At 38.1% G+C, this 19916-nt stretch carries 18 protein-coding genes; 3 read left to right on the top strand and 15 right to left on the bottom strand.

From position 1 onward, the window contains the following. Positions 1-195: 195 nt before the first annotated feature. From AC3ZVC_RS06160 to AC3ZVC_RS06095, 14 genes are all read right to left on the bottom strand, one after another. Complete coding sequence (locus AC3ZVC_RS06160) at positions 196-1812, bottom strand: M20/M25/M40 family metallo-hydrolase (RefSeq protein WP_490067131.1); 1617 nt, start codon at positions 1810-1812, stop codon at positions 196-198. Between the two features lie 948 nt (positions 1813-2760). Continuing rightward, a complete protein-coding gene (locus AC3ZVC_RS06155; protein ID WP_490067129.1) occupies positions 2761-3534 on the bottom strand; it encodes a creatininase family protein in 774 nt (257 codons plus the stop codon). Further along, positions 3506-4699, bottom strand: a complete 1194-nt coding sequence (locus tag AC3ZVC_RS06150; protein WP_490067127.1) for a pyridoxal phosphate-dependent aminotransferase — start codon at positions 4697-4699, stop codon at positions 3506-3508. The genes AC3ZVC_RS06155 and AC3ZVC_RS06150 overlap by 29 nt, the downstream gene beginning before the upstream one ends. Before the next feature lie 11 nt (positions 4700-4710). After that, positions 4711-5352, bottom strand: a complete 642-nt coding sequence (locus AC3ZVC_RS06145) for a bifunctional 4-hydroxy-2-oxoglutarate aldolase/2-dehydro-3-deoxy-phosphogluconate aldolase (protein WP_490067125.1) — start codon at positions 5350-5352, stop codon at positions 4711-4713. Further along, the gene (locus AC3ZVC_RS06140; RefSeq protein ID WP_490067123.1) at positions 5352-6329 is read right to left on the bottom strand and encodes a sugar kinase; all 978 of its coding nucleotides are present in this window, start codon (positions 6327-6329) and stop codon (positions 5352-5354) included. The genes AC3ZVC_RS06145 and AC3ZVC_RS06140 overlap by 1 nt, the downstream gene beginning before the upstream one ends. 23 nt (positions 6330-6352) lie before the next feature. Beyond that, the gene (locus AC3ZVC_RS06135; RefSeq protein ID WP_490067121.1) at positions 6353-7330 is read right to left on the bottom strand and encodes a threonine ammonia-lyase; all 978 of its coding nucleotides are present in this window, start codon (positions 7328-7330) and stop codon (positions 6353-6355) included. Between the two features lie 12 nt (positions 7331-7342). After that, positions 7343-8548 carry a threonine synthase gene (gene thrC / locus AC3ZVC_RS06130; protein ID WP_490067119.1) on the bottom strand — a complete coding sequence of 402 codons (1206 nt, stop codon included), beginning with the start codon at positions 8546-8548 and terminating at the stop codon, positions 7343-7345. A 12-nt stretch (positions 8549-8560) separates the two neighbouring features. Beyond that, on the bottom strand, positions 8561-9727 hold the full coding sequence (locus AC3ZVC_RS06125) for a M20 family metallopeptidase (protein ID WP_490067114.1): 1167 nt from the start codon (positions 9725-9727) through the stop codon (positions 8561-8563). A 13-nt stretch (positions 9728-9740) separates the two neighbouring features. Further along, complete coding sequence (locus AC3ZVC_RS06120) at positions 9741-10823, bottom strand: alanine racemase (protein WP_490067111.1); 1083 nt, start codon at positions 10821-10823, stop codon at positions 9741-9743. A 22-nt stretch (positions 10824-10845) separates the two neighbouring features. Further along, on the bottom strand, positions 10846-12117 hold the full coding sequence (locus AC3ZVC_RS06115) for a TRAP transporter large permease (protein ID WP_490067107.1): 1272 nt from the start codon (positions 12115-12117) through the stop codon (positions 10846-10848). Continuing rightward, a complete protein-coding gene (locus AC3ZVC_RS06110) occupies positions 12095-12622 on the bottom strand; it encodes a TRAP transporter small permease (protein ID WP_490067104.1) in 528 nt (175 codons plus the stop codon). The genes AC3ZVC_RS06115 and AC3ZVC_RS06110 overlap by 23 nt, the downstream gene beginning before the upstream one ends. A 60-nt stretch (positions 12623-12682) precedes the next feature. Continuing rightward, positions 12683-13738 carry a TRAP transporter substrate-binding protein gene (locus AC3ZVC_RS06105; RefSeq protein WP_490067102.1) on the bottom strand — a complete coding sequence of 352 codons (1056 nt, stop codon included), beginning with the start codon at positions 13736-13738 and terminating at the stop codon, positions 12683-12685. Between the two features lie 224 nt (positions 13739-13962). Continuing rightward, the gene (locus AC3ZVC_RS06100; RefSeq protein ID WP_490067099.1) at positions 13963-14718 is read right to left on the bottom strand and encodes an IclR family transcriptional regulator; all 756 of its coding nucleotides are present in this window, start codon (positions 14716-14718) and stop codon (positions 13963-13965) included. A gap of 38 nt (positions 14719-14756) precedes the next feature. Further along, the gene (locus AC3ZVC_RS06095) at positions 14757-15224 is read right to left on the bottom strand and encodes a RidA family protein (protein WP_490067098.1); all 468 of its coding nucleotides are present in this window, start codon (positions 15222-15224) and stop codon (positions 14757-14759) included. 398 nt (positions 15225-15622) lie between these two features. On the opposite strand from AC3ZVC_RS06095, the gene AC3ZVC_RS06090 reads away from it, so the two are divergent. Continuing rightward, positions 15623-17518, top strand: coding sequence for a CocE/NonD family hydrolase (locus AC3ZVC_RS06090; protein WP_490067097.1), 1896 nt, complete (start codon positions 15623-15625; stop codon positions 17516-17518). A 69-nt stretch (positions 17519-17587) separates the two neighbouring features. Here the strand turns inward: AC3ZVC_RS06090 and AC3ZVC_RS06085 are convergent, their stop codons facing one another. Next, positions 17588-17773: a magnesium chelatase subunit ChlI family protein gene (locus AC3ZVC_RS06085; protein WP_490068850.1), complete on the bottom strand. Its 186-nt coding sequence runs from the start codon at positions 17771-17773 to the stop codon at positions 17588-17590. 391 nt (positions 17774-18164) lie between these two features. On the opposite strand from AC3ZVC_RS06085, the gene AC3ZVC_RS06080 reads away from it, so the two are divergent. Both AC3ZVC_RS06080 and AC3ZVC_RS06075 read left to right on the top strand, forming a co-directional pair. Further along, on the top strand, positions 18165-19103 hold the full coding sequence (locus tag AC3ZVC_RS06080) for a DMT family transporter (RefSeq protein WP_490067096.1): 939 nt from the start codon (positions 18165-18167) through the stop codon (positions 19101-19103). A gap of 323 nt (positions 19104-19426) precedes the next feature. Further along, positions 19427-19627 carry a hypothetical protein gene (locus tag AC3ZVC_RS06075; protein ID WP_490067094.1) on the top strand — a complete coding sequence of 67 codons (201 nt, stop codon included), beginning with the start codon at positions 19427-19429 and terminating at the stop codon, positions 19625-19627. The last annotated feature ends 289 nt before the right edge of the window (positions 19628-19916 follow it).

Raw genomic sequence — 19916 nt, 5'->3', positions numbered from 1 at the left:
AAACGGCTAGTATGAGATAGGAAAGGGGAGGAATTTATCGGAAAGAATGTTTACGAGCTTGAACAGGAAAATCTTTTTTCAACATCGGTCACATCAATGGTATACAATAGCTCTGTCCTCATAACCGGGGATCCGGAATCGGGAAAGAAAGACAAGGGGCCTGTCCCTTGTCCCACTTCTATGTCCCTTATAAATTTAAGAAGACTCATGCTCCAAAATCAAATGCTCCAAAATCTTGGGAAGCTGTTCAAAGGCAAATGGCATATGCAGCCTCTCTGTTTTTTGATGAGCATCCCTGCCAATTGGCCCAACATTGATAACCGGTGCTTTGAATTGGGCCATTTCTTCAAAAGGTATGGAATACAGCTGCTGTCCTCCAGGAAGGTTTGAATTATAGCATTCCATTTCAGATAAGTCTCCCTGTAATCCGGCATAGCTTAAATCTGAAATACCGTTAAAATAATCAACTGCATGAAGCACCTTGCCATACTCCTCCTTGGTAAAGTGAACGAGAGTGTGTGATAGAGACTGGATATCCTTATGCTCAGCTGTATTAATGGCCGGATAGTACGGCGGTGCATAGAACAAGACGATCATGGGTCCCAGTTCCTGGCAGAGCATGGATATTTGGTCGGCAATTTGAATGGTTTGTTCGCGAATGTCGCCTTGCGTGTCTCTGGCAATGGACTGTTCCAGAATGGCGATATAATCTTCACCTGTCTTCTTAACAGCAAAATCCCTTAATTGCTCATAGAAAAATACGCGGATAGCGGGAACTTCATTCATTTCCAGTTTGAATGAACGATACCTTTCTATAATGAAATTTTCCATTTTCTTGGCTGCGGTTTCAGCTGCACGCTTCATTTCCTCCATCACATCAGCAGGCGTTTTCTTCATTAATAGGAGATTATATAAGCTGACAGAACGGTGCGGAATTTGAGTGGAATACTCTTTTTTCAAGTCCTTTTGAAGCAGGAGAGTCGGCGGCGGACTGGTCTTTCCATTCACCGTTTCGCAAAACATTTTATTCCATTCCATTTCCTGTGTGAGTACGGATGACATCCACCCCGCATTGATGCCGGAGAACGGCTCACCTACATGTGTTTCCCGGCCAAAGCAAAGGGCTCCGGGCATAATTTTCCCGATGGATCCCGTATAAAAGTAGTATTTCTCATCCTGAGGAATTTGGGAAAACATTGGCTCTGAATTAAGGAATAGAGTGTACGTTAAATCATATTCTTCCGAAAGATCAAGCAGCTTGGGAATCACTTCCCGCATTCCCCTTGAATTCACCTCTTCATCAGGAACAGTCAGTAAAAGCAGATTGATTTTCCATTCTTCACTGGAAGCCTTCTCGATGAGCGACAGATGCTGAACAAGCCCGCATTTCATATCCATTGTGCCTCTTCCAAACAGCCATTCCCCTGAATTAAGATCGTCCCTTACATCAGCAGGAAGACGATCAACACGTTCCTTCATGGCCCTGGTTAACTCTTCCGGATAAAAGGCAAGATGCTTTAAATCGCCATAATCATCAATATCTACAACGTCAAAGTGACTGATCATGACAACAGTTTTACAGGCCTCGTCATGCCTGTAAAGGGCAGTCAGAACAAACCTGCCATCCGCCATCGGATGGTTCTTTATTTGTAATGAATGTTTTTTAAAATAAGGAATATCCCTTAACAGCTGTTCCACTCTCAGCGGAAAATGCTTTTCCCCTTCTGTTAAGGTAACACTTGGGATAGATACCAGATCACATAAAGTGTCCCGCAGCTGCTTTGGTGACTGAAATGAATAGTTATGTGTCATGCAAAAGACTCCTTTGCCCTGTAATGATGAATAAAATTTTCAAGTCTGTTTAATCCTCCCTGAAGGACTTTCCATGGAATAAGCGTAAGAAATTCGTATATAGCCTTCCCGTATGGTGTAAAGGCACTGCCGGGAACAACGCCAGCCCGTCATGGAGTGGGACTTGGAGTGCACATTAATCACAATAGTCCTTTCTTTCCTACCATCTAATGAAGCAAAAGAAACATGCCGTCTCACGAATGTGTTCTCGCTGTATATTTCATCCTAAATAACATATAAATCCTGTGTCTTTGTTCTGCCAGCCGTTCCATCTCCTCTTTTTTCATTATAACGCCTTTTGGATTGGATGGATAAAGCTTTTCTGTATTCCGGTCATATTCTTGCCGTACGATACTCCTTCCCGAGATATACAGATGGGCGGGGACATGAAGTCTAGTTTGAAGATGCTCAAAGTGCCCAGGCCAAATTTGACGCGGTAAAAGATTGTGGTCTTAGGGGGATCAGCTACTGGGTATTAGGCTTTCCGTACCCGTAATATTGGCTGCTCCTTGAGGATAACTTCACTAATCGTAAAATAATACAGGGAAAACGGTAAATAAAGAGGGTAGTTGTTTTTAGCCGGCTCCATTTTGGGAAAAAATAAAAAGAAAGCACTAAAAATTACAATAGGAAGCACATTAAAAACGAGCTTCGGGTTAATCCCAAGCTCGTTTTAGGTTCCTTTATTCATTTCATATGTCTCGTTTACTTGACTAAATTCACCCATACTACCTGAAAAAAAGCCATCTGCCTCAGATTCTATTAATAATTACTTTAATTGTAGCTTGATCTACTTGGTCATCTAACGGGGTAATATACGTTGGAATGATTCCTGTAAATGAGTGATTTATAATATAACCCCTTATCATTCCATCCCTACCAAATAGTAAATACCTTTTAGAAAACCCCTTACCAAAAACTTTCTACTAAGCTATTAAATTCTTTCACAAGCGCATTAACTAGCTTTTCACCTGTTTCTTTAGAAGCCTTTGAAGGTGCCCCTATCGTCCCTGTGGGGCTGATTTCCTTAAACTTTCTATAAACATTTATTTTATTCGGTGCAAACATATCTACATTTTGAAAGGGGTTAATAGGGACCATCACATCTTCTATCAAGCTCTCTCTTACGTCGCTTTTATCAGCATGAAAATAATACTTTAACGACGTTTCCAGCTCACACGCATGTGCCATTCCATTTAAGGAAGATTGTCTTATGTATGGGATTTGGTCTGCGAGCAAGTGCCAATAGGTGAAGTATAAAATAGGGATATTATGTTTCATGGTCATTTCGTCTGCGACCGTTTTTAATAAGGAAATGTTGCCTCCATGACTGTTCATCAATACAATCCTCTGTGCCTTATGAGATAGCAGGCTCTCAATAATATCAACAGTTAAGTGAAATAATGTTGACTGTTTTAGGGTAATCGTTCCGCAGAAATCCATATGATGTGGTGAAAAACCCGTCCATACTGGAGGGGTTACGATTACTTTTTCTTTACAATTTTTCGCCATTTCTATAGCAACACTGTATCCTATGTCCGCATCTGTATTTAACGGCAGATGTGGACCATGTTGTTCTGTTGCACCAACAGGAATTATGACAATCGGGTTCTCTTTATTAATCATTTCCTTTAGCTCATAAGACGTATAATCACTATAAGCGTGCTTGTTCATGTTGACCATCTTTTATCAACCTTTTCTTATAAAACATGCCAAGTATTTCGATACCCTTCTTTAATCTTTCATCATCTCCAGCAAAACATAGCCTGATCATTTTTTCTCCTGAAGGACCAAATGTTGTGCACGGAGCTATAGCCACTTTCTCCTCTACTAATAATTGCTTTGCAAAGTCCATTGAATTCATATTTGTTTTAGAGATATCAATCGTGATATAAAAGGCTCCGTTTGGCTTCACATAATCCATTTCATATTTCGTTAGAAGCTGACAAGCTAGGTCACGTTTTTGTTTATACAATTCCTTCATCTCTTCAATAAATGGTTCAGAGTGGGGGGAAGTTAATGCCGCTTCACCTGCCTTTTGCGAAATAGAAGAGGCACATGTAGTGACTGGTTCTTGCAATTTAGTTGTGATTCCATATAAGTGTTCTGGGATGATGGCATATCCTAATCTCCAACCAGTCATTGCAAAAGATTTGGAGAATCCATAAATTGCAATGATATGGTCGTTATAGTCTGGGTCTACGGATAAGGCACTGATGTGCTCGCGGTCATATATGAGGTCATCGTAGATTTCATCTGAAATAATATAAATATTATTTTCCTTTGCAACTTCAATAATTTCCTGATACTTTTCCCTCGTTAAGACAGCCCCTGTTGGGTTGTTAGGAGAATTAAGGATAATGACTCTCGTTTTTTCAGTAATGCATTCTCGCAGTTTACCCACATCGGGTAAGTATTCATTTTTAGGATCAGTCGGATAATACTTTGGAACAGCATCTTGGATTCGAATTAAGGCGTCATAATTTGGATAAGATGGGTCAGGAATTAGCACTTCTTCACCAACATCAACAGTAGAAAGCAGTGCAATATTTATAGCAGCCACTGCACCAGGTGAAACGATCACATTTTTCAAGCCTAGTTCAACATCATATTTAGCCTTCATTCGGTTGATAATTGCCTGTCTTAAAGATGGCAACCCGGCATTTGCCGTATAACGTGAATAATTATTATGAATGGCTTGAACGGCAGCTTCTTTAATAAAAGCTGGTGTATCAACAACCGGTTCTCCGACTTGCAGCTGAATCACATCTTCCATTTCCATGGCTAACTCCATAATTTCTCTTATACCGTTTCTTTTAATTATATCCCTCTGACTGATATGTACCATTATTACACCCCCTAAATAATCTTCATTGCTTCTACTTTTTGCACTAATTCACTTGCATTCTGAGTCAGTTGCTTATAATTTCCTTCTTGAATCAATTGTTTATCTATAAGTGATCCACCCATCCCCACAGCTAAGGATCCCACTTCTAAAAAGCTAGTGATATTTTCTTTATTAATGCCGCCAGTTGGGATGATATCAATAAAAGGCATTGGACCTTTAATATCCTTAATAAATCCTGGTCCTACTACATTTGCAGGGAAAATCTTAACAGCATGTGCTCCTGCTTCATATGCTTTATAAATTTCCGAGGGTGTCATTACACCAGGTATAGAGATAACATCATGTTGAAGTGATAATTTAACAACCTTTTCATCAAAATTAGGTGAAAAGATAAATTCTGCACCAGCATGAACAGCGCTATTGACATGCTTCTCGGTTAGGACGGTCCCAGCTCCAACTAAAACCTCGTCCCCAAACGTATCTTTTGCCTTTTTAATAACACCTTCTGTATTTGGACTGCCAAAGGTTACTTCCATCACTTTAATGCCACCTAAAAATAAGGCTTCTATTACCTTTATTGCTTTTTCTTCTGGTACATTTCTGATTACTGCAATAATTGGATTATCTGCAATTCGTTGTAACTGATTTCTCATTAACGATTCACCTCTTCTTGCGAAGGCTCTAGCAGGTAATCTTTAAACTCATATAATTGCTTCCGGTATGGAAAGCCTTCGATGTCGCCATTCGTTTGAACAATAATAGCACCAAGTATATTGGCTTGATGCAATGCTTCCTCTATGTTTTTCCCTTCTAGCAACCCACCTACAAATCCAGCTGCAAATGCATCCCCAGCACCAATTGGATCAATTATTTTTTCTGCTTTGATTCCTTTCACATATCCCTGCTGCTTACTGTTTGCATAAAAACAGCCTTCACTGCCAAGCTTTAAAATTAATGTTAAAGATGGATTCATCGTTAAATAAGCGTTTGCGATATCTTCAGGAGCATCATAGTCACATAGGAACTTTGCTTCCTGCTCTCCGGGTAAAAAATAATCTGATAAACTTGCAATCTCGTTTATCATCTCTTTATATTTAGTTTTATCACTACACAATTTAAATCGAAGATTAGGGTCAAAGATTACTTTTAGTCCATTTTGTTTTGAAACCTTAATGGCTTCGAAAATCATTTCCCTGCACGATTCACTTAATGCTGGCGTGATTCCTGTAATAAACAAGTATTTAGACTGGGAGATATAGTCTTCATCTATAATGTCTTTCGTCATAAAACTTGCTGCAGTTTTATGACGATAATAGTGGATATTCACTTGACTTTGGAAAAGACGTTCCTTAATTAATAATCCTGTTGGGTTTTCTTCATCAAATTCGACTAAACTAGTATCGACACCGTTTCCTCGTAATAGATTGTGGATATAATACCCCAGCGAATTATCACTCAATCTGCTGATCCAGCCAACTTTATGCCCTAAACGACTTAGTCCAATCGCAAAATTGGATTCAGCTCCACCGATTTGTTTCATAAAAAAATGTGAGTCTGTAAAAGGCATATCTTGTATCGGGTTAAGTATCACCATTGTTTCTCCAATTGTAACCACGTCTAATTTTTTCATATTTACACCCCCATAAACTGTTGCTACTCCCCTTCAATTGATTCCATTAACCTACTTTTATCAATGTTAGATCCGCTTGCAAGAATAACCGTTTTTTTCTGTTTATCAACTTGATTTTCAATGATGCTAGCAAGCGTTACAGCTCCTGAACCTTCTACTAAGAGCTTTCCGAAAAACAGAAAATCATTTATTGCTTCTTTTATCGTTGATTCCTTAACATAAATAACGTCATCTACCCATGTTTTCATTAACTCGAACAAATAAGGCTCTGGATTTTTTAAGGATAAGCCATCCGCGATCGTAGTCGAACTTGCAATCTTGGTTAATGTCCCTTTCTTCCAGCTCTCATAATAAGCTTTCGACCCTTCAGGCTGTACACCAATGATTCTCACATCGGGTTTTACCGATTTTATCGCGATGGCAATACCAGAAATAAGTCCGCCCCCTCCGATTGGAACAATGACTTGTTCTACATCCGGAATTTCCTCAAGAATCTCCAAACCGATTGTCCCCTGACCTGCAACCACTTCACAATCTGCTACGGGGTGAATGTATACGTATTGATGCTTTTCTGAAAGTCGTCTCGCCTCTTCATAGGCTTCGTCATAATTTTGACCATGAATAACGACATTCGCCCCCATGTTTCTGCACGTATCAATTTTAATTTGAGGCGTTTTTTCCGAAACGACAACTGTCACAGGAACTCCAATAAATTGGCCCGAATAAGCCACTCCAATCGCATGATTTCCAGCTGAAGCTGTAATAAATTGCTTTACTGATTTACTATCCTTTAAAGCGAGCATTTTGTTAAATGCCCCGCGAATTTTAAATGACCCTGTTGGCTGTAAACCTTCTGGCTTTATATAAATATTAAATCCATATTTGTTGTTAAGGGTTTCCTGGTTGACCACTTTGGTTTCCAAATTTATATTTTTTTGCATTCGAGCTTTTGCTCTCTTAATATCTTCAAGATTAGGAATCGTTAAGTTTTGACCCAGCAATGATAGATCCTCCTAAAGTAATTTCCTTAGCTCATCAACACTTGGGTTGATACATGGAATTTCTTCCTCAGTTGTGGAAATACTTTTCATATCTTTTAGTCCATGACCAGTTAATAGGAGCATGACTGATTGGTCTTCTAATGGTTTATCTTTAATAATTTTCTTTAATCCTGCCAGTGCCGATGACGATGATGGTTCAACAAATAATCCCTCATCTGCAGCTAACTCCTTTTGCGCTAACAAAATTTCTTCGTCAGTTACATCTACACATACCCCATCCGATTTTCGAATGATATCCAACGTGAATGTACCATCCTCTGAATACCCGTTAAGTCCGTCGCCAATTCCTCCCGCTATCGTTTCAGGATTTTCTTCTGCGAATACATGACGAGCATTTTCTTTAAACGCTTTAGCGATTGGCGAACAGCCTGTTGCTTGCACGCCGATCATTCTCGGAAGCTTGCGTTCAAGTCTGAAGAGTTCATTTAGCTCTTTAAACCCTTTGTAGATTCCTACTAATAAAGGACCAGCGCCAATCGGAACAACTATATAATCTGGCCATTCATCAAGCTGGCTGTGAATTTCAAAAGCTACCCCTTTATCGCCTTCAATTGTATAAGGATTAATAAAGGTCGTTGTGAGGTTGTATAACTCCCCCATTTCACTCATTTTTAACGCTAGATCGAAGCTATTACTGTAAGGGCCCTTCACTTTAATAACCTTACTTCCAAAGAACTGTGATTGTTTCACTTTTTCCGCTGGAGTACTTTCCGGTACAAGAATAATTGATTCCAAATTATGTCTAGCAGAATAGGCAGCTACTGCTGCAGCTCCATTTCCGCTAGAAGCCACAATTACCTTGTTGTATCCGAAATCTATTGCCTTTTTAATTCCTGCCGCAACAGGCCGGTCCTTAAAAGATCCTGTTGGATTTAAAAATTCACTTTTGCCATACAGCCCCCTAAGTCCGAGCTTGATTGCACTCTTTTTAAGCTCTATAGAAGGGGTGTTTCCCTCACCTAGCAGACTATTCGTTTCATCATCGTGAAAGATTAATTTTTCCTTTAATTGATTTACATCCTGATCAGACCTAAAGTCTGTTCCGTCAAAAGTATATTCAATTTGTAGAATCCCTTTACATTTCGGACATTTGTATGCTGGTTTTGCTTCAAAAGCAGCTTCACAATTAATGCACTTTAAAGAATATTGAGTTGCCATATGATCAAATCCTTACTCACTTAATAGTTTTAAGCCTACCTCTACAAAGATTTTCCCTGCCTTAACAACCTGCGATCTGTGAACACGCTCGTTTTTCACATGTGCTTGATCCAATGTTCCCGGTCCAAAGATAATCGTTGGAATCCCTTTGTTTACAGAGAAAAATGTTGCTTCACAAGTAGCCTCAAAGGATTTAATTTGAGAGCCTTCTTTATACTTTTGACTAACTTCTTTCACAGACTCCACAAGAAAGTGGTCTTTTTCTATTAAACTAGCAGGTAAAAACGTATAGTTCTCAATTTCATACTCAATATCAGTACTTGAAAGCAATTCTTTATATTCCTGTAACACTTGTTCCTTTGTTTCTCCTGGTAATAATCTGCGGTCTATTTCAACAACACATTCATCCGGAATGATATTTCCGGCAATGCCACCTTTAATAGTCGTCACGTTACTTAATGCACTTCCAAGGAAGTCATTTGTTTTCTGTTTTTTGATTTCTACTCCCCAGTTGAATAGGGACGGAAGCAATTTATTCATTTTTTCAATTGCGTTGTCTGGCTCTTTTATATAACAAGCATGACCAGCTACACCTGTTGTTTTCACATAATATCTTGAGGACCCTCTGTGCCCAATGGCAATATCTAGATCAGTCGGTTCACTAATAATTGCAAAATCAGCCGTAATCTCCTCTGTTAAAAACTGTTTCATACCTAAATTGGCAATCTCCTCATCTGCATTGAAAAAGAGGATGATTTTCCCCTCATTGGGATACCCCATTCTTTTCAAGCAAATGGCAGCATACAGCATAGAGGCAACTCCAGCTTTCATATCGGAAGTACCTCGTCCGTAAATATACCCTTCTTCATCCTCGTAGGCGCTAAATGGACTATGTTCCCAGCCTTCACCAGCAGGCACTGTATCTAGATGACCATTATATAAAAGGGTTTTCCCTTCTTTTTCTCCTTCAAGGATTGCATATAGATTTGGCCTCTTTTGATCGACATACTCTAAACGAGAAGCGATCCCTTCATTTTTTAAGATTTCCTGAATTTTCAAAGCTATATCTTCTTCGTAATTTCCAGGGTTTTCGCTGGGAACCTTTATCAATTCTCTAAAAATAGCAATCTGCTCTTCCTCTTGAAACACTTCTTGTAATTGATCAAGTACTTTACTCATCTCACTTCATCCCCTATTTATAATTTCGACCTCTTGCATCCACATTGATTGATCTCAATAAGCGATCTCCATCGAATAAGAAAACCTGATTAAATAGATTTGGAACGACGCAGGCATGGTTCGGAATAATTTCAACAATATCACCAATTTTCACGTCCACTTTCTCCGGGTCATATTCGACAAATCCGTGCTCTTCATTTAATTTCGTAATCTTTAATTCTGGATTATTCACAATATATCCAAACTGATTACCGCTGAGGGGTCCGTCTGTTGTCATTGCCTTTGATCCTGCATCAATTGTCGCTCTGCCCTTCGTTGGAATACTAATGACTTTCGCAACAACTCGTAATGCACATTGTTCGATATCCACAATCCCTAAATGAACAGCATTCATATCGTAAAAAATATAGTTACCTGCTCTAGATTCTGTAATTCCTGATAATTGTCGGGGATGCATGGAAGAAACAGTGGAGCCTCCAGAAAGAACTTCAACAGAGATACCTTCTTGCTCTAATTTCTGTTTTTGTTCTAGTAAAATAGCTGCTTCTTCCGCCGCCTTTTCTGGATGTTCTGCTAGCTCATATTGATAGATATGGCCATAATACGTAAACAAGCCTTTTAAATTTAACCACTCATTTTGATGAACCTTCTTTGCAAATTTGACTGCTTCTTCAGGCTGCACCCCTTCCCGGTGGCCTCCACTATCTATGTCTACTAGAACATTTATTGGTTTATTGATTCTTTTACCTATTTTAGCCAACCCATTTAGTCCTGTTTCACTATCTACCAAAGTCGTAAATGTAAAGCTATATTTACTTAAGATATCCCCTAAACGATCCCACTGATCTTCTCCAATCAATGGCATTGCCAGTAGAATATTTTCAATGCCGCCCTGTGCCATGATTTCAAGTTCGGTTAGCGTCGCACATGTTATACCAACGGCTCCACTTTCAATTTGCAGCTTTGCGAACTCTACATTTTTATGTGGCTTTACATGTGGTCGGTGTGAAATATTAAATTCAGATAAAGAACCGGCCATTGAATGGATATTTTTTTTAACTTGGTTAAAATCTATCTTTACGTATGGTGTTATCAAGTCAGATCACATTCCCTTCATCCTATTTAAGTAAACTTGGAATCCACATCGTTAATGCCGGGATATAGGCAATAAGTAAAACCACTGCAACCCCAGTAATTGCAAATGGGATCAAATCTTTAATAGTTTTATCCATATCTAATTTTGCGATATAACATGAAATAAATAGAGTTGTACCTACAGGAGGTGTAAATAACCCAAGTGCAAGCGTACATAACATAACTAGACAGAAATGGATAGGATCCATCCCCATATTAATAGCCATTGGCAGGAAAATCGGAATAAAGATAAACAGGTTTGGAACTAAATCCATTACCATACCGAAAAAGAACATCACTAAAACCATAAGCAGTAAAAGTGCCCAATTTGGTAAACCAAAACTTAATAATAGTTCAGATAATTGTTGCGGCACTCCTTCTTGTATTAAAACCCAAGTAAATATAGAAGCAGAGCAAACGATCATCATAACAGATGTAGTTGAATAAACACTTTCTTTTAGTGCCGCTAAAAAGCCCTTCCAACTCAACGTTCTATAAACAAGTAATGCAATGATAAACGCATAAACTGCTGCTACCGCTGCCGCTTCAGTTGCTGTCGCAATACCAAAAACAATTACTGATAATAAAACGATTGGAAGCATTAATGCCCAAAATGCACTTGTGATGCTCTTAACCAACTCCATAATCGTTGGTCTTTCTTCACGAGGGTACTCTTTTTTTAACGAAATAATGATCGTTGTTGCTAGATATGTAAGTCCGATAAGAATACCAGGAATAATACCTGCCAAAAACATTTCTGCAACCGAGAGATTCGCTAACCAGGCAATGATAATCATCGTACTACTTGGAGGAATAATAATTCCGACCACAGAACTTGTCGCATTAATCGCTACAGCAAAAGAAGAAGGATACCCTTTCTTTTTCATTTCTGGGATTAAGACACTTCCAACTGAAGCCGCATCTGCTACTGAAGATCCTGAAACCCCGGCCATTCCCATACTCGTTACAACAGATACGCAGCCTAGTCCACCAGGCAGATGCCTTACCATCGAATTTGCAACATTAATTAGTCTTCTAGCAATATCCCCATGCACCATCAAGTTTCCTGCAAGAATGAAGAAGGGTACTGCTAAAAATGCAAAGGATTGAGTATTTGAGAAGAACCGTTGAGCCATTGTCGAAAGAGGAATACCTTCGACTAATATAAAAAAGAGAGAGGATGCACCCATCGCAAAGGCTATGGGAGTTCCCAGAATTATTAAGACAAAAAAGCTAAGCACCATGACCCAAATCATTATTATCAACTCCTTCATACTCACTTTTTATGACATAACCATTTTTTATTATCGAAATAATTTGAAAAATCAATACGATAGAAGTTCCAAGAAAAGATACGACCATAGAGCCATATAACCATGCACGTGATATGTTTAAAATCGGAACCAGTATATCCACGACACCTTCTGTCAATTCATAGCTTGACATAAGCATAAATAATGAAAAAAATAGCATGATAACCCTATTAAAAATAAGGGCTATTTTTTTATAAGGATCCTTGAACTTTTCAAGAAAAAACTGAACGCCAATATGATCATTGTATTTTGTAACACTGATAATGGCCAAGAACACCAGCCACGGGAAAACAAATGCTGTTAATGCACTAACAAATGTAAATGAATGATCAAAGAGTTTTCTCGCAATTACTTCCATTGTTACAATAATTGTCAAGGTCACTAGAAAGACATTAGATACGCCGGTGATAGATTTAAGTGCATAATCTTGAAGTTTTTTTAAACCCATCTTCTTCCCCCCTAAAAAAGTGCTTAACCGGATGAAACATCCACCCGGCTAAAACAAGCTTTACTTATTTCGGTAATCTTCAATAAATTTTTGTGTTTTTTCCAAGAATTCTTGACCAACAAATTCGTAGAATGGTGCATAATCAATTTTTGATCTAAATGCTTCTAAATCTGGCTCCTTAACAATTTCTAGTTCAGATGATAAAACATCCAGCATTTCGCCGTTTTTCTTTTGTGTATATTCGCGAGATGCCTCCTGTGCTGCTTTCGCTGCTTCATCTACAATTGCTTGCAGCTCAGGATCTAACCCCTCATATAAGCTATTATTCATAATAAAGTTAACATGGTAATAAAAATGGTTTGTCATTGTCAGGTGTTCTTGAACTTCATGGAATTTGTTTTCATAGATTGCATCTAATGGGTTGAATTGACCATCAATTACATTTTGCTGTAATCCCATGTAAACCTCAGTAAATGCCATTGTTGTAACAGAAGCGCCAAGCTGAGTGAAGGTTTCTACAGAAGTTGGTTCTTGTGGGCTTCGAATCTTTAATCCTTCTAAATCCTCTGGTGATTTTACTGGACGTTTACTATTTGTAATTTGGGCAAAACCCAGGTCTGTATGTGCTAATACTTTATATCCTTTCGCTGCTGCCTTTTCTTTGAGCTCATCTCCAATTTCGCCATCTAAAACTGCATATGCTTCTTCGTAGTTTTCAACCATAAAGGGAAGAGCTAAAACTGCATATTCTGGGACAATATTTTGCATACCGCCACCACCAGAAAGCTGCATATCTAATGCTCCTGAACGAACTTGCTCTAGCATTTCTTGCTCAGAACCTAAAATTTCACCAGCAAATAGTTTTACTGTAACTTTTCCATCCGTCTTTTCTTCTAAAACTTCTTTAAACTTTTGAGCTGCTACCCCACGCACAGAATCTTCAGGTGTGTTAAATCCAATTTTCCATTCATAGGATTCACCTTGGTAGCCTGACCCCGAGCTTGATGCTTTACCATCTGACTTATCTGTATTATCTGAACTACTTGTATTACTACTACAAGCTGCAGCAAACACTACTACGAACATCGTTATTATTAGCAATAAAAACTTTTTCATTGTATTTCCTCCCCTTTGTTCCTGAATACGGAACACTGTTCCATGTGTTTTTTATAAAAAAATATATTGGTTACTTTAATGTAGGTACGGTTTCAACTTTGATATTAATAAATAGGTTCCCTTTTTGAGGAATATTGTTATAACTTTTAACTAATAAAAATTCCTGTTTCTTATAGTGGAACGATGTTCCGCATATTTGGTATAAGATAACAATCAGGCCTACTTTAAGCGCCTAATTCTTTTGAAATCTGTTGAGATGTTTTCGTAATGAAATCGATTAATTCAGAATTAATTCTATCCATTGTAATTCTAGATTCAGGTCCAGATATACTGATTGCAGCAATTGGCACTTGATTGTGATTAAAAACTGGTGAAGCTATACATCTGATTCCATCTTCATTCTCTACATTATCAATAGAATAGCCATTTTTTCGAATCGTCTCTAATTCCCTTTTCATATGTTCGATGTCCGTAATAGTGTTTTTTGTATATGCTTCCATTCCTTTGGATATTAAAATGTCTACTACATCTTTTTCATCCAAAAATGCCAGGATTGCTTTACCTACTGCTGTACAATGCATGAGTGCTCTTTTCCCAATCCTAGAATGCATTCTTATTGTCTGGTTTGACTCAACTTTGTCAGCATAAACAACCTCACTACGATCATGAACACATAAGTGTACTGCTTCATTTGTTACACGTGATAGTTCTTCGATTTTCTTCTTAGCAATATCTCTGATATTAAAGTTTTCAAGTACAAAATTTGAAATATATAGAATTTGAGTACCTAACTTATAATTATCTGTTAGTGCGTCCTTCATAACGAAATTTTGTTTTAGTAATGTATGAAGTAATCTGAAGGTAGTGCTTTTCGCAACACCTAACTTATGTGAAAGTTCAGTAACTCCAATTCCATTTGGATATTGTGTAAGTATATTAAGTATATCTAATGCTCTATCAACGGATTGTACTTTACTCATTGATATTTTCTACTCCAATATATTATTCTTTTAATTTACTATTCTAGTTCCACAATCATTTCAATTTCCACTGGAGTATCAAATGGTAATTCGTTTGAAGACAATGCACTCCGGGCATGTCTACCTTTTTCACCAAACACCTGTACAAGTAATTCAGAAGCTCCATTCATGACATACGGCTGTTCCACAAAACCATCCGCAGAATTTACAAATCCTAATACTTTTACAACTTGCTTCACTTTATTTAAATTTCCAATCTCTTGATGTAATACTGCTAGACAATTTATCATCGTTTGTCTTGCAGCATCATAACCTTGTTCAATTGTAAGACCAATTTCTCCTCCTACTTTACCTTTGTAGAGTAGCACCCCATCTTTTCTGGCATCTTGTCCTGAAGTATAAACAAGCTTACCTAAAAAAGTCTTGGCAGGAACATATTCTGCTACAGGTTTATAAGCATCTGGAAGTGTAATTTCTAATTCTTCTAAATTTTTATATACATCCAACTAGAACCCCTCCTTTTTCCTCACTTTTCATGGAATCAAATGTCTTTTGTCGACAATCAACATAATTAGAATAATATATATATTCAGAAATTTCAATATATATTTGAAAATTATTACGATTAGTTGAATTCTGGTAAAGGGTATTTGAAATGATCGTTTACAAGCATTCTATATTCATTCTCCACATACAACTTGCCTTGCAAAAAACTATTCCACTTCCTTGCCACCCATATATTTAAATCTGAATTCCCCAACATCCCCAGCAAATTTGATATAGGATTAAGGCATATCTCACAGAAACGATAGCGTATATAGGAAATTCAGTCCATTTACAAAAAATTCCTGCATGGATACAATTATAAATGTTTGAATATTCTAAATTATCTGGAGGGTTGTGAATGAAAGGGAAGTTAAGGGTACTTTTTTCTTTGCTGCTGACTACTGTCCTGGTCATGTCTCTTTTTACAGGATTAGTATCAGGTAAGCAAGTGAAAAATGGCGAGGATTATGATTATCAAGTAGTGAGAGATGTTATGGTTGAGATGAGAGACGGAGTGAAGCTTTCAACAGATCTATACTTACCAGCTCCTACGAGCAAAAAAGAGGAGAAGCAAGGTTTTCCCACTCTTGTTTTAAGGACTCCTTATAACAAGGATACTTATGGCGGGGCAGAGGGACCTTTCTTTGCCCAAAAGGGTTATGCTGTTGTTGTACAGGATACTAGAGGAAGGTTCAAATCAGAAGGAGAATGGGATTTTATCTTTGATGACGCAAATGATGGGTATGATCTTATCGAATGGGCTGCAGCACAAGAGTTTAGCAATGGGAAAGTCGGGACAATGGGTCTTTCGTATATGGCTTATACCCAATACGTATTAGCTAAATCAAAACCGCCGCACCTTGTTACTATGATTCCACTGGAAGGAGCGAGCAATTTCGCCGAGGAAGTATTCTTTACAGGCGGAGCCATGCAGCTGGACCGCTATCTCTCTTGGACTTTAGGGCAATCGCACGATACAGCAAGACGCATGGATGAACAAAATGGAAATACTTATTATCAGGAGCAATTGACAAATGTAAACTACCAGGAGCTGTTAAATTATACCCCAAGAAACGGAATCACCCTATTAAATGAACTCCAGGGCTGGTGGCAAGAAGCACTCCAAAACCCTGAGTATGGACCTTATTGGAAACAGATTTCTCCCCAGGAGTGGCATGATTCCTGGCCAGTGCCGACTTACCATGTTGGCGGCTGGTATGATATTTTACTTAGCGGAACCTCAAACAACTATATAGGAATCACTGAAAATGGTCCTGAGAAAAGAAAGTTAAAAACAATAGGAAAACCAGTTAATATCCGTGAAAGCCAGAAGCTGATGATTGGCCCTTGGACACATGGATATCCGACTAAAGACGTAGGAGAAGATGTATTTCCAGAAGCAGATTTAAGCGATGTTCATAGTGGAGCAAATGGAACTGAAAATTGGCGCCTGGAGCAGCTGCGCTGGTTTGATTATTGGCTAAAAGGAATTGAAAACGGTGTCATGAACGAAGACCCTGTAAAATTGTATGTGATGGATGAAGAAAATAGCGGATACTGGCGCACAGAGAAGGAGTGGCCATTAGCGCGTACTGAGTACACGAAGTATTACCTGCGAGATGGGAAGTCAGGAACCATTGATTCCTTAAATGACGGGGTACTGTCTCCTGAAAAACCTAAAGCAAACGAAAAACCTGATGCCTATACTTATGATCCTGATAACCCTGTTGAAACAGTCGGAGGAAATTTATCTGGAACAACTCCAGCTCCAAAACGCGGCCCACAAGACCAGCAGGAAATTGAGCAGGGTGTATTAACCTTTACAACTGATGCACTTAAAGAGGATACGGAAGTAACGGGCCCAATTGAAGTGAAGCTATGGGCATCCTCTTCTGCAAAAGATACAGATTTTGCTGTAAAACTAACCGAGGTCTCCCCGGATGGAAAATCCATTATTATTCAGGATAGCATTATCCGGGCGAGATACCGTGAATCCCGGGAAAAAGAGACACTATTAAATCCTGGTGAAATCTATGAATTTACCATTGATTTAGGCACCACCAGTAATATATTTAACAAAGGCAACCGTATTCGTGTTGACGTTTCAAGCAGTAATTACCCACGCTTTGATAATAACCCTAATACAGGAAACAAGTGGGGAACGGACTCTGAAACCATCATTGCAGAAAATATGATCTATCACGACTCGGAACACCCATCACATATCATATTACCAATTATTCCGAGCAAGTAATGTTGAAAGTCAAGGGATTCATTCCCTTGGCTTTTAATTACTTATTTATTATTCTTGATTTTATTTTAGTTAACTGCCATTCACCTTTTTTCGAGTTACATTCTTCTCAACCAAACTATTCAACTTAACGGCCTCCCATAAACTTTGATCTGTAATCCCTACACTCTCCTGCAAATCCGATATGGTCCGTGCTAAACGAATAATTTTAATCTGGGTGCGATTGCTCAACTCCTTTTTATAGGAGAACTGCTCCAGAGTCCGCTGCTATTCAGGTGTTAAGGGGCTTGTTTTCAATAGTGTGTCATAGGATACTCTGCTGTTGCCTATTTCTCTTCCATACCGCTCGTACTGCCTTTTTCTGGCTGCTTCTTCTCTTTTTCTTATGGTTGTAAAAATAGGAAGGATATTATTTCCCCCCTATCTTGCCAATTAAACTTATTCATTCCTGGCGTAGAACCACCTATATTCTAAATTTATTGTTTATTTCCATTACAACAAGTATTAATATTAGAAGAACAATCACTTTTGCCAAGAGATTTAGCGCCAGCTAAATTACTGTGATTTAATAATTCTTAAAAATGTCTAAAAAGTATTGATGTTGGGTGAAATAGATGTAAATAGACTAACGTTGAAAGAAGATGAAAATTTGAATCAAACACGCATAAAATGGATTTTGTTACTCGTAATCTTAATGTGGGGAAGCAATTTCGTCATTACAAAAATATTGCTTGAAAGTTTCTCTTTTTGGACTTTATTATTCTTTCGGAACCTTTTTGCTGCTATTGCGCTGATTTGGGTTGTTCGAAAATTCCTTTTTATTGTGCCAGGAAATAAGAAGGTGTGGGGTTATGTTTTAGGTGCTTCTGTTATTGGTGTTGTTATTAACAATGCTTTCTTTCAAATGGGGCTAAAATATACGTTAGCCACCAATGCCTCACTCATCATGGGATTAACCCCTTTAGCAACTGCCTTGATTTCGTATTTGATCTTTAGTGTTCCTTTACACTGGAAGCAAATGCTTGGTATTAGTCTTGGCTTTTTTGGTGTTTCGCTGGTAGTCTTGGAAGGGGCAATCACAAACTTAATTAATTTATCTTTTAACATTGGTGATTTGTATATCGTTGGAGCCTTACTAACTTTTAGTGTTAGCTTCATATTTATAAAAAAAGCAACTGACATAAAGTTTCCACCGGCAATCATCAGTTTGTACGCCTACTCCCTTTCTTCAATCTGTTACTTCCCCATGGTGATCTGGGAACAAACGATGAAAGGTTGGAGTGAGTTGCCTACGAGTTTATTACTCTGGGTAATGCTGATCTATGTCGGTGTATTTCCTACAGGGATAGGAAATATGCTGTGGAATCGAGGAATTAGCATCCTTGGTCCCGGTCAATGCGCCATTTTTATGAACGGAATTCCCCTAGTTGCAGCCATTACTTCAGTATTGGTATTGGATGAGCCTATCTTGGTTTTACAAATTATAGGGTTTCTCTTCATTGGTTCTGGGGTGATATTAGGATCTCAAAATAGTGGGCCAATAGCTGTGAAGAAAGAAGAGAAAGAGACTACCAGCGTTACCATGTAATATATGATAATAGGGAATCTACTGGAATGAGTAAAAAAGATCTTTTTAAGTAGAGTTCAAAAGCGAATAAGTATTCACTGGATTGGGTCACTACCATCCAATTTATGAGTCAATAGTCTATTCACGCTATTCTTTTCTAAAAAAGAAAAAAGGCTTTTTCTTTTAGTTAATAACCCTATGTAACCGTCAAGTAGTTAATTGTTGAAAACTGTTGATTCTAGTTTAGCGTTCACATTTGTCAATAAAGGCAATCTTAAAGAATACAGGTAGCTGGCACCTTCCTTTTAGACTATTATATATAGCTGAAAGGAGGTACTTTATAAATGTCAATCCAGCTTTCTGAAGTTTTATGTCCTACATGTAAAAGAAGAATTAAAGAATCTGAATACGTGCTATTAGATTTCAGTTATACCCTTTCACATCAAGAATGCTATGATAGTAACGAAGATTTACTAATAACAGCAGGCACATACAAAGAAATAGCAAAAGGATTTCCTTTTTTCTATGAAGATCTTTTGAATTAAATTTCATACACCAAGGGAAATACGGTGCCATTATTAAAACCAGCACCGTATTTTACTATTTTTCCTACCCTTTAATACTTTAAAGTATGTGGGGGCAGGCACCCGACTTCCTGAAGAACTATTTTGGATCCTGTACTGTAGCTGAAAAGCCAGAGGCACTGAAACTATTATCGACGATCTTAAAGGATCACGATTTCAGCGTTATTACCAAAGCCCTGGTCATCGCTTCTGAACATGGGCATCCTTCCGTAGATGCGATTAAACAAGTATTCTATCAACTTATTAACGG

The sequence above is a fragment of the Cytobacillus sp. C11.1 genome, from assembly GCF_058145115.1.
Note: the sequence above shows the minus strand (reverse complement) of the source record. Positions and strands in the feature narration are given on the sequence as shown.

Excerpts from the sequence above, each read along its gene's own strand:
- AC3ZVC_RS06160 (WP_490067131.1), bottom strand. The coding sequence starts at position 1,812 with ATGACACATAACTATTCATTTCAGTCACCAAAGCAGCTGCGGGACACT.
- AC3ZVC_RS06155 (WP_490067129.1), bottom strand. The coding sequence starts at position 3,534 with ATGGTCAACATGAACAAGCACGCTTATAGTGATTATACGTCTTATGAG.
- AC3ZVC_RS06150 (WP_490067127.1), bottom strand. The coding sequence starts at position 4,699 with ATGGTACATATCAGTCAGAGGGATATAATTAAAAGAAACGGTATAAGA.
- AC3ZVC_RS06145 (WP_490067125.1), bottom strand. The coding sequence starts at position 5,352 with ATGAGAAATCAGTTACAACGAATTGCAGATAATCCAATTATTGCAGTA.
- AC3ZVC_RS06140 (WP_490067123.1), bottom strand. The coding sequence starts at position 6,329 with ATGAAAAAATTAGACGTGGTTACAATTGGAGAAACAATGGTGATACTT.
- thrC (WP_490067119.1), bottom strand. The coding sequence starts at position 8,548 with ATGGCAACTCAATATTCTTTAAAGTGCATTAATTGTGAAGCTGCTTTT.
- AC3ZVC_RS06125 (WP_490067114.1), bottom strand. The coding sequence starts at position 9,727 with ATGAGTAAAGTACTTGATCAATTACAAGAAGTGTTTCAAGAGGAAGAG.
- AC3ZVC_RS06115 (WP_490067107.1), bottom strand. The coding sequence starts at position 12,117 with ATGATTTGGGTCATGGTGCTTAGCTTTTTTGTCTTAATAATTCTGGGA.
- AC3ZVC_RS06110 (WP_490067104.1), bottom strand. The coding sequence starts at position 12,622 with ATGGGTTTAAAAAAACTTCAAGATTATGCACTTAAATCTATCACCGGC.
- AC3ZVC_RS06105 (WP_490067102.1), bottom strand. The coding sequence starts at position 13,738 with ATGAAAAAGTTTTTATTGCTAATAATAACGATGTTCGTAGTAGTGTTT.
- AC3ZVC_RS06100 (WP_490067099.1), bottom strand. The coding sequence starts at position 14,718 with ATGAGTAAAGTACAATCCGTTGATAGAGCATTAGATATACTTAATATA.
- AC3ZVC_RS06090 (WP_490067097.1), top strand. The coding sequence starts at position 15,623 with ATGAAAGGGAAGTTAAGGGTACTTTTTTCTTTGCTGCTGACTACTGTC.
- AC3ZVC_RS06075 (WP_490067094.1), top strand. The coding sequence starts at position 19,427 with ATGTCAATCCAGCTTTCTGAAGTTTTATGTCCTACATGTAAAAGAAGA.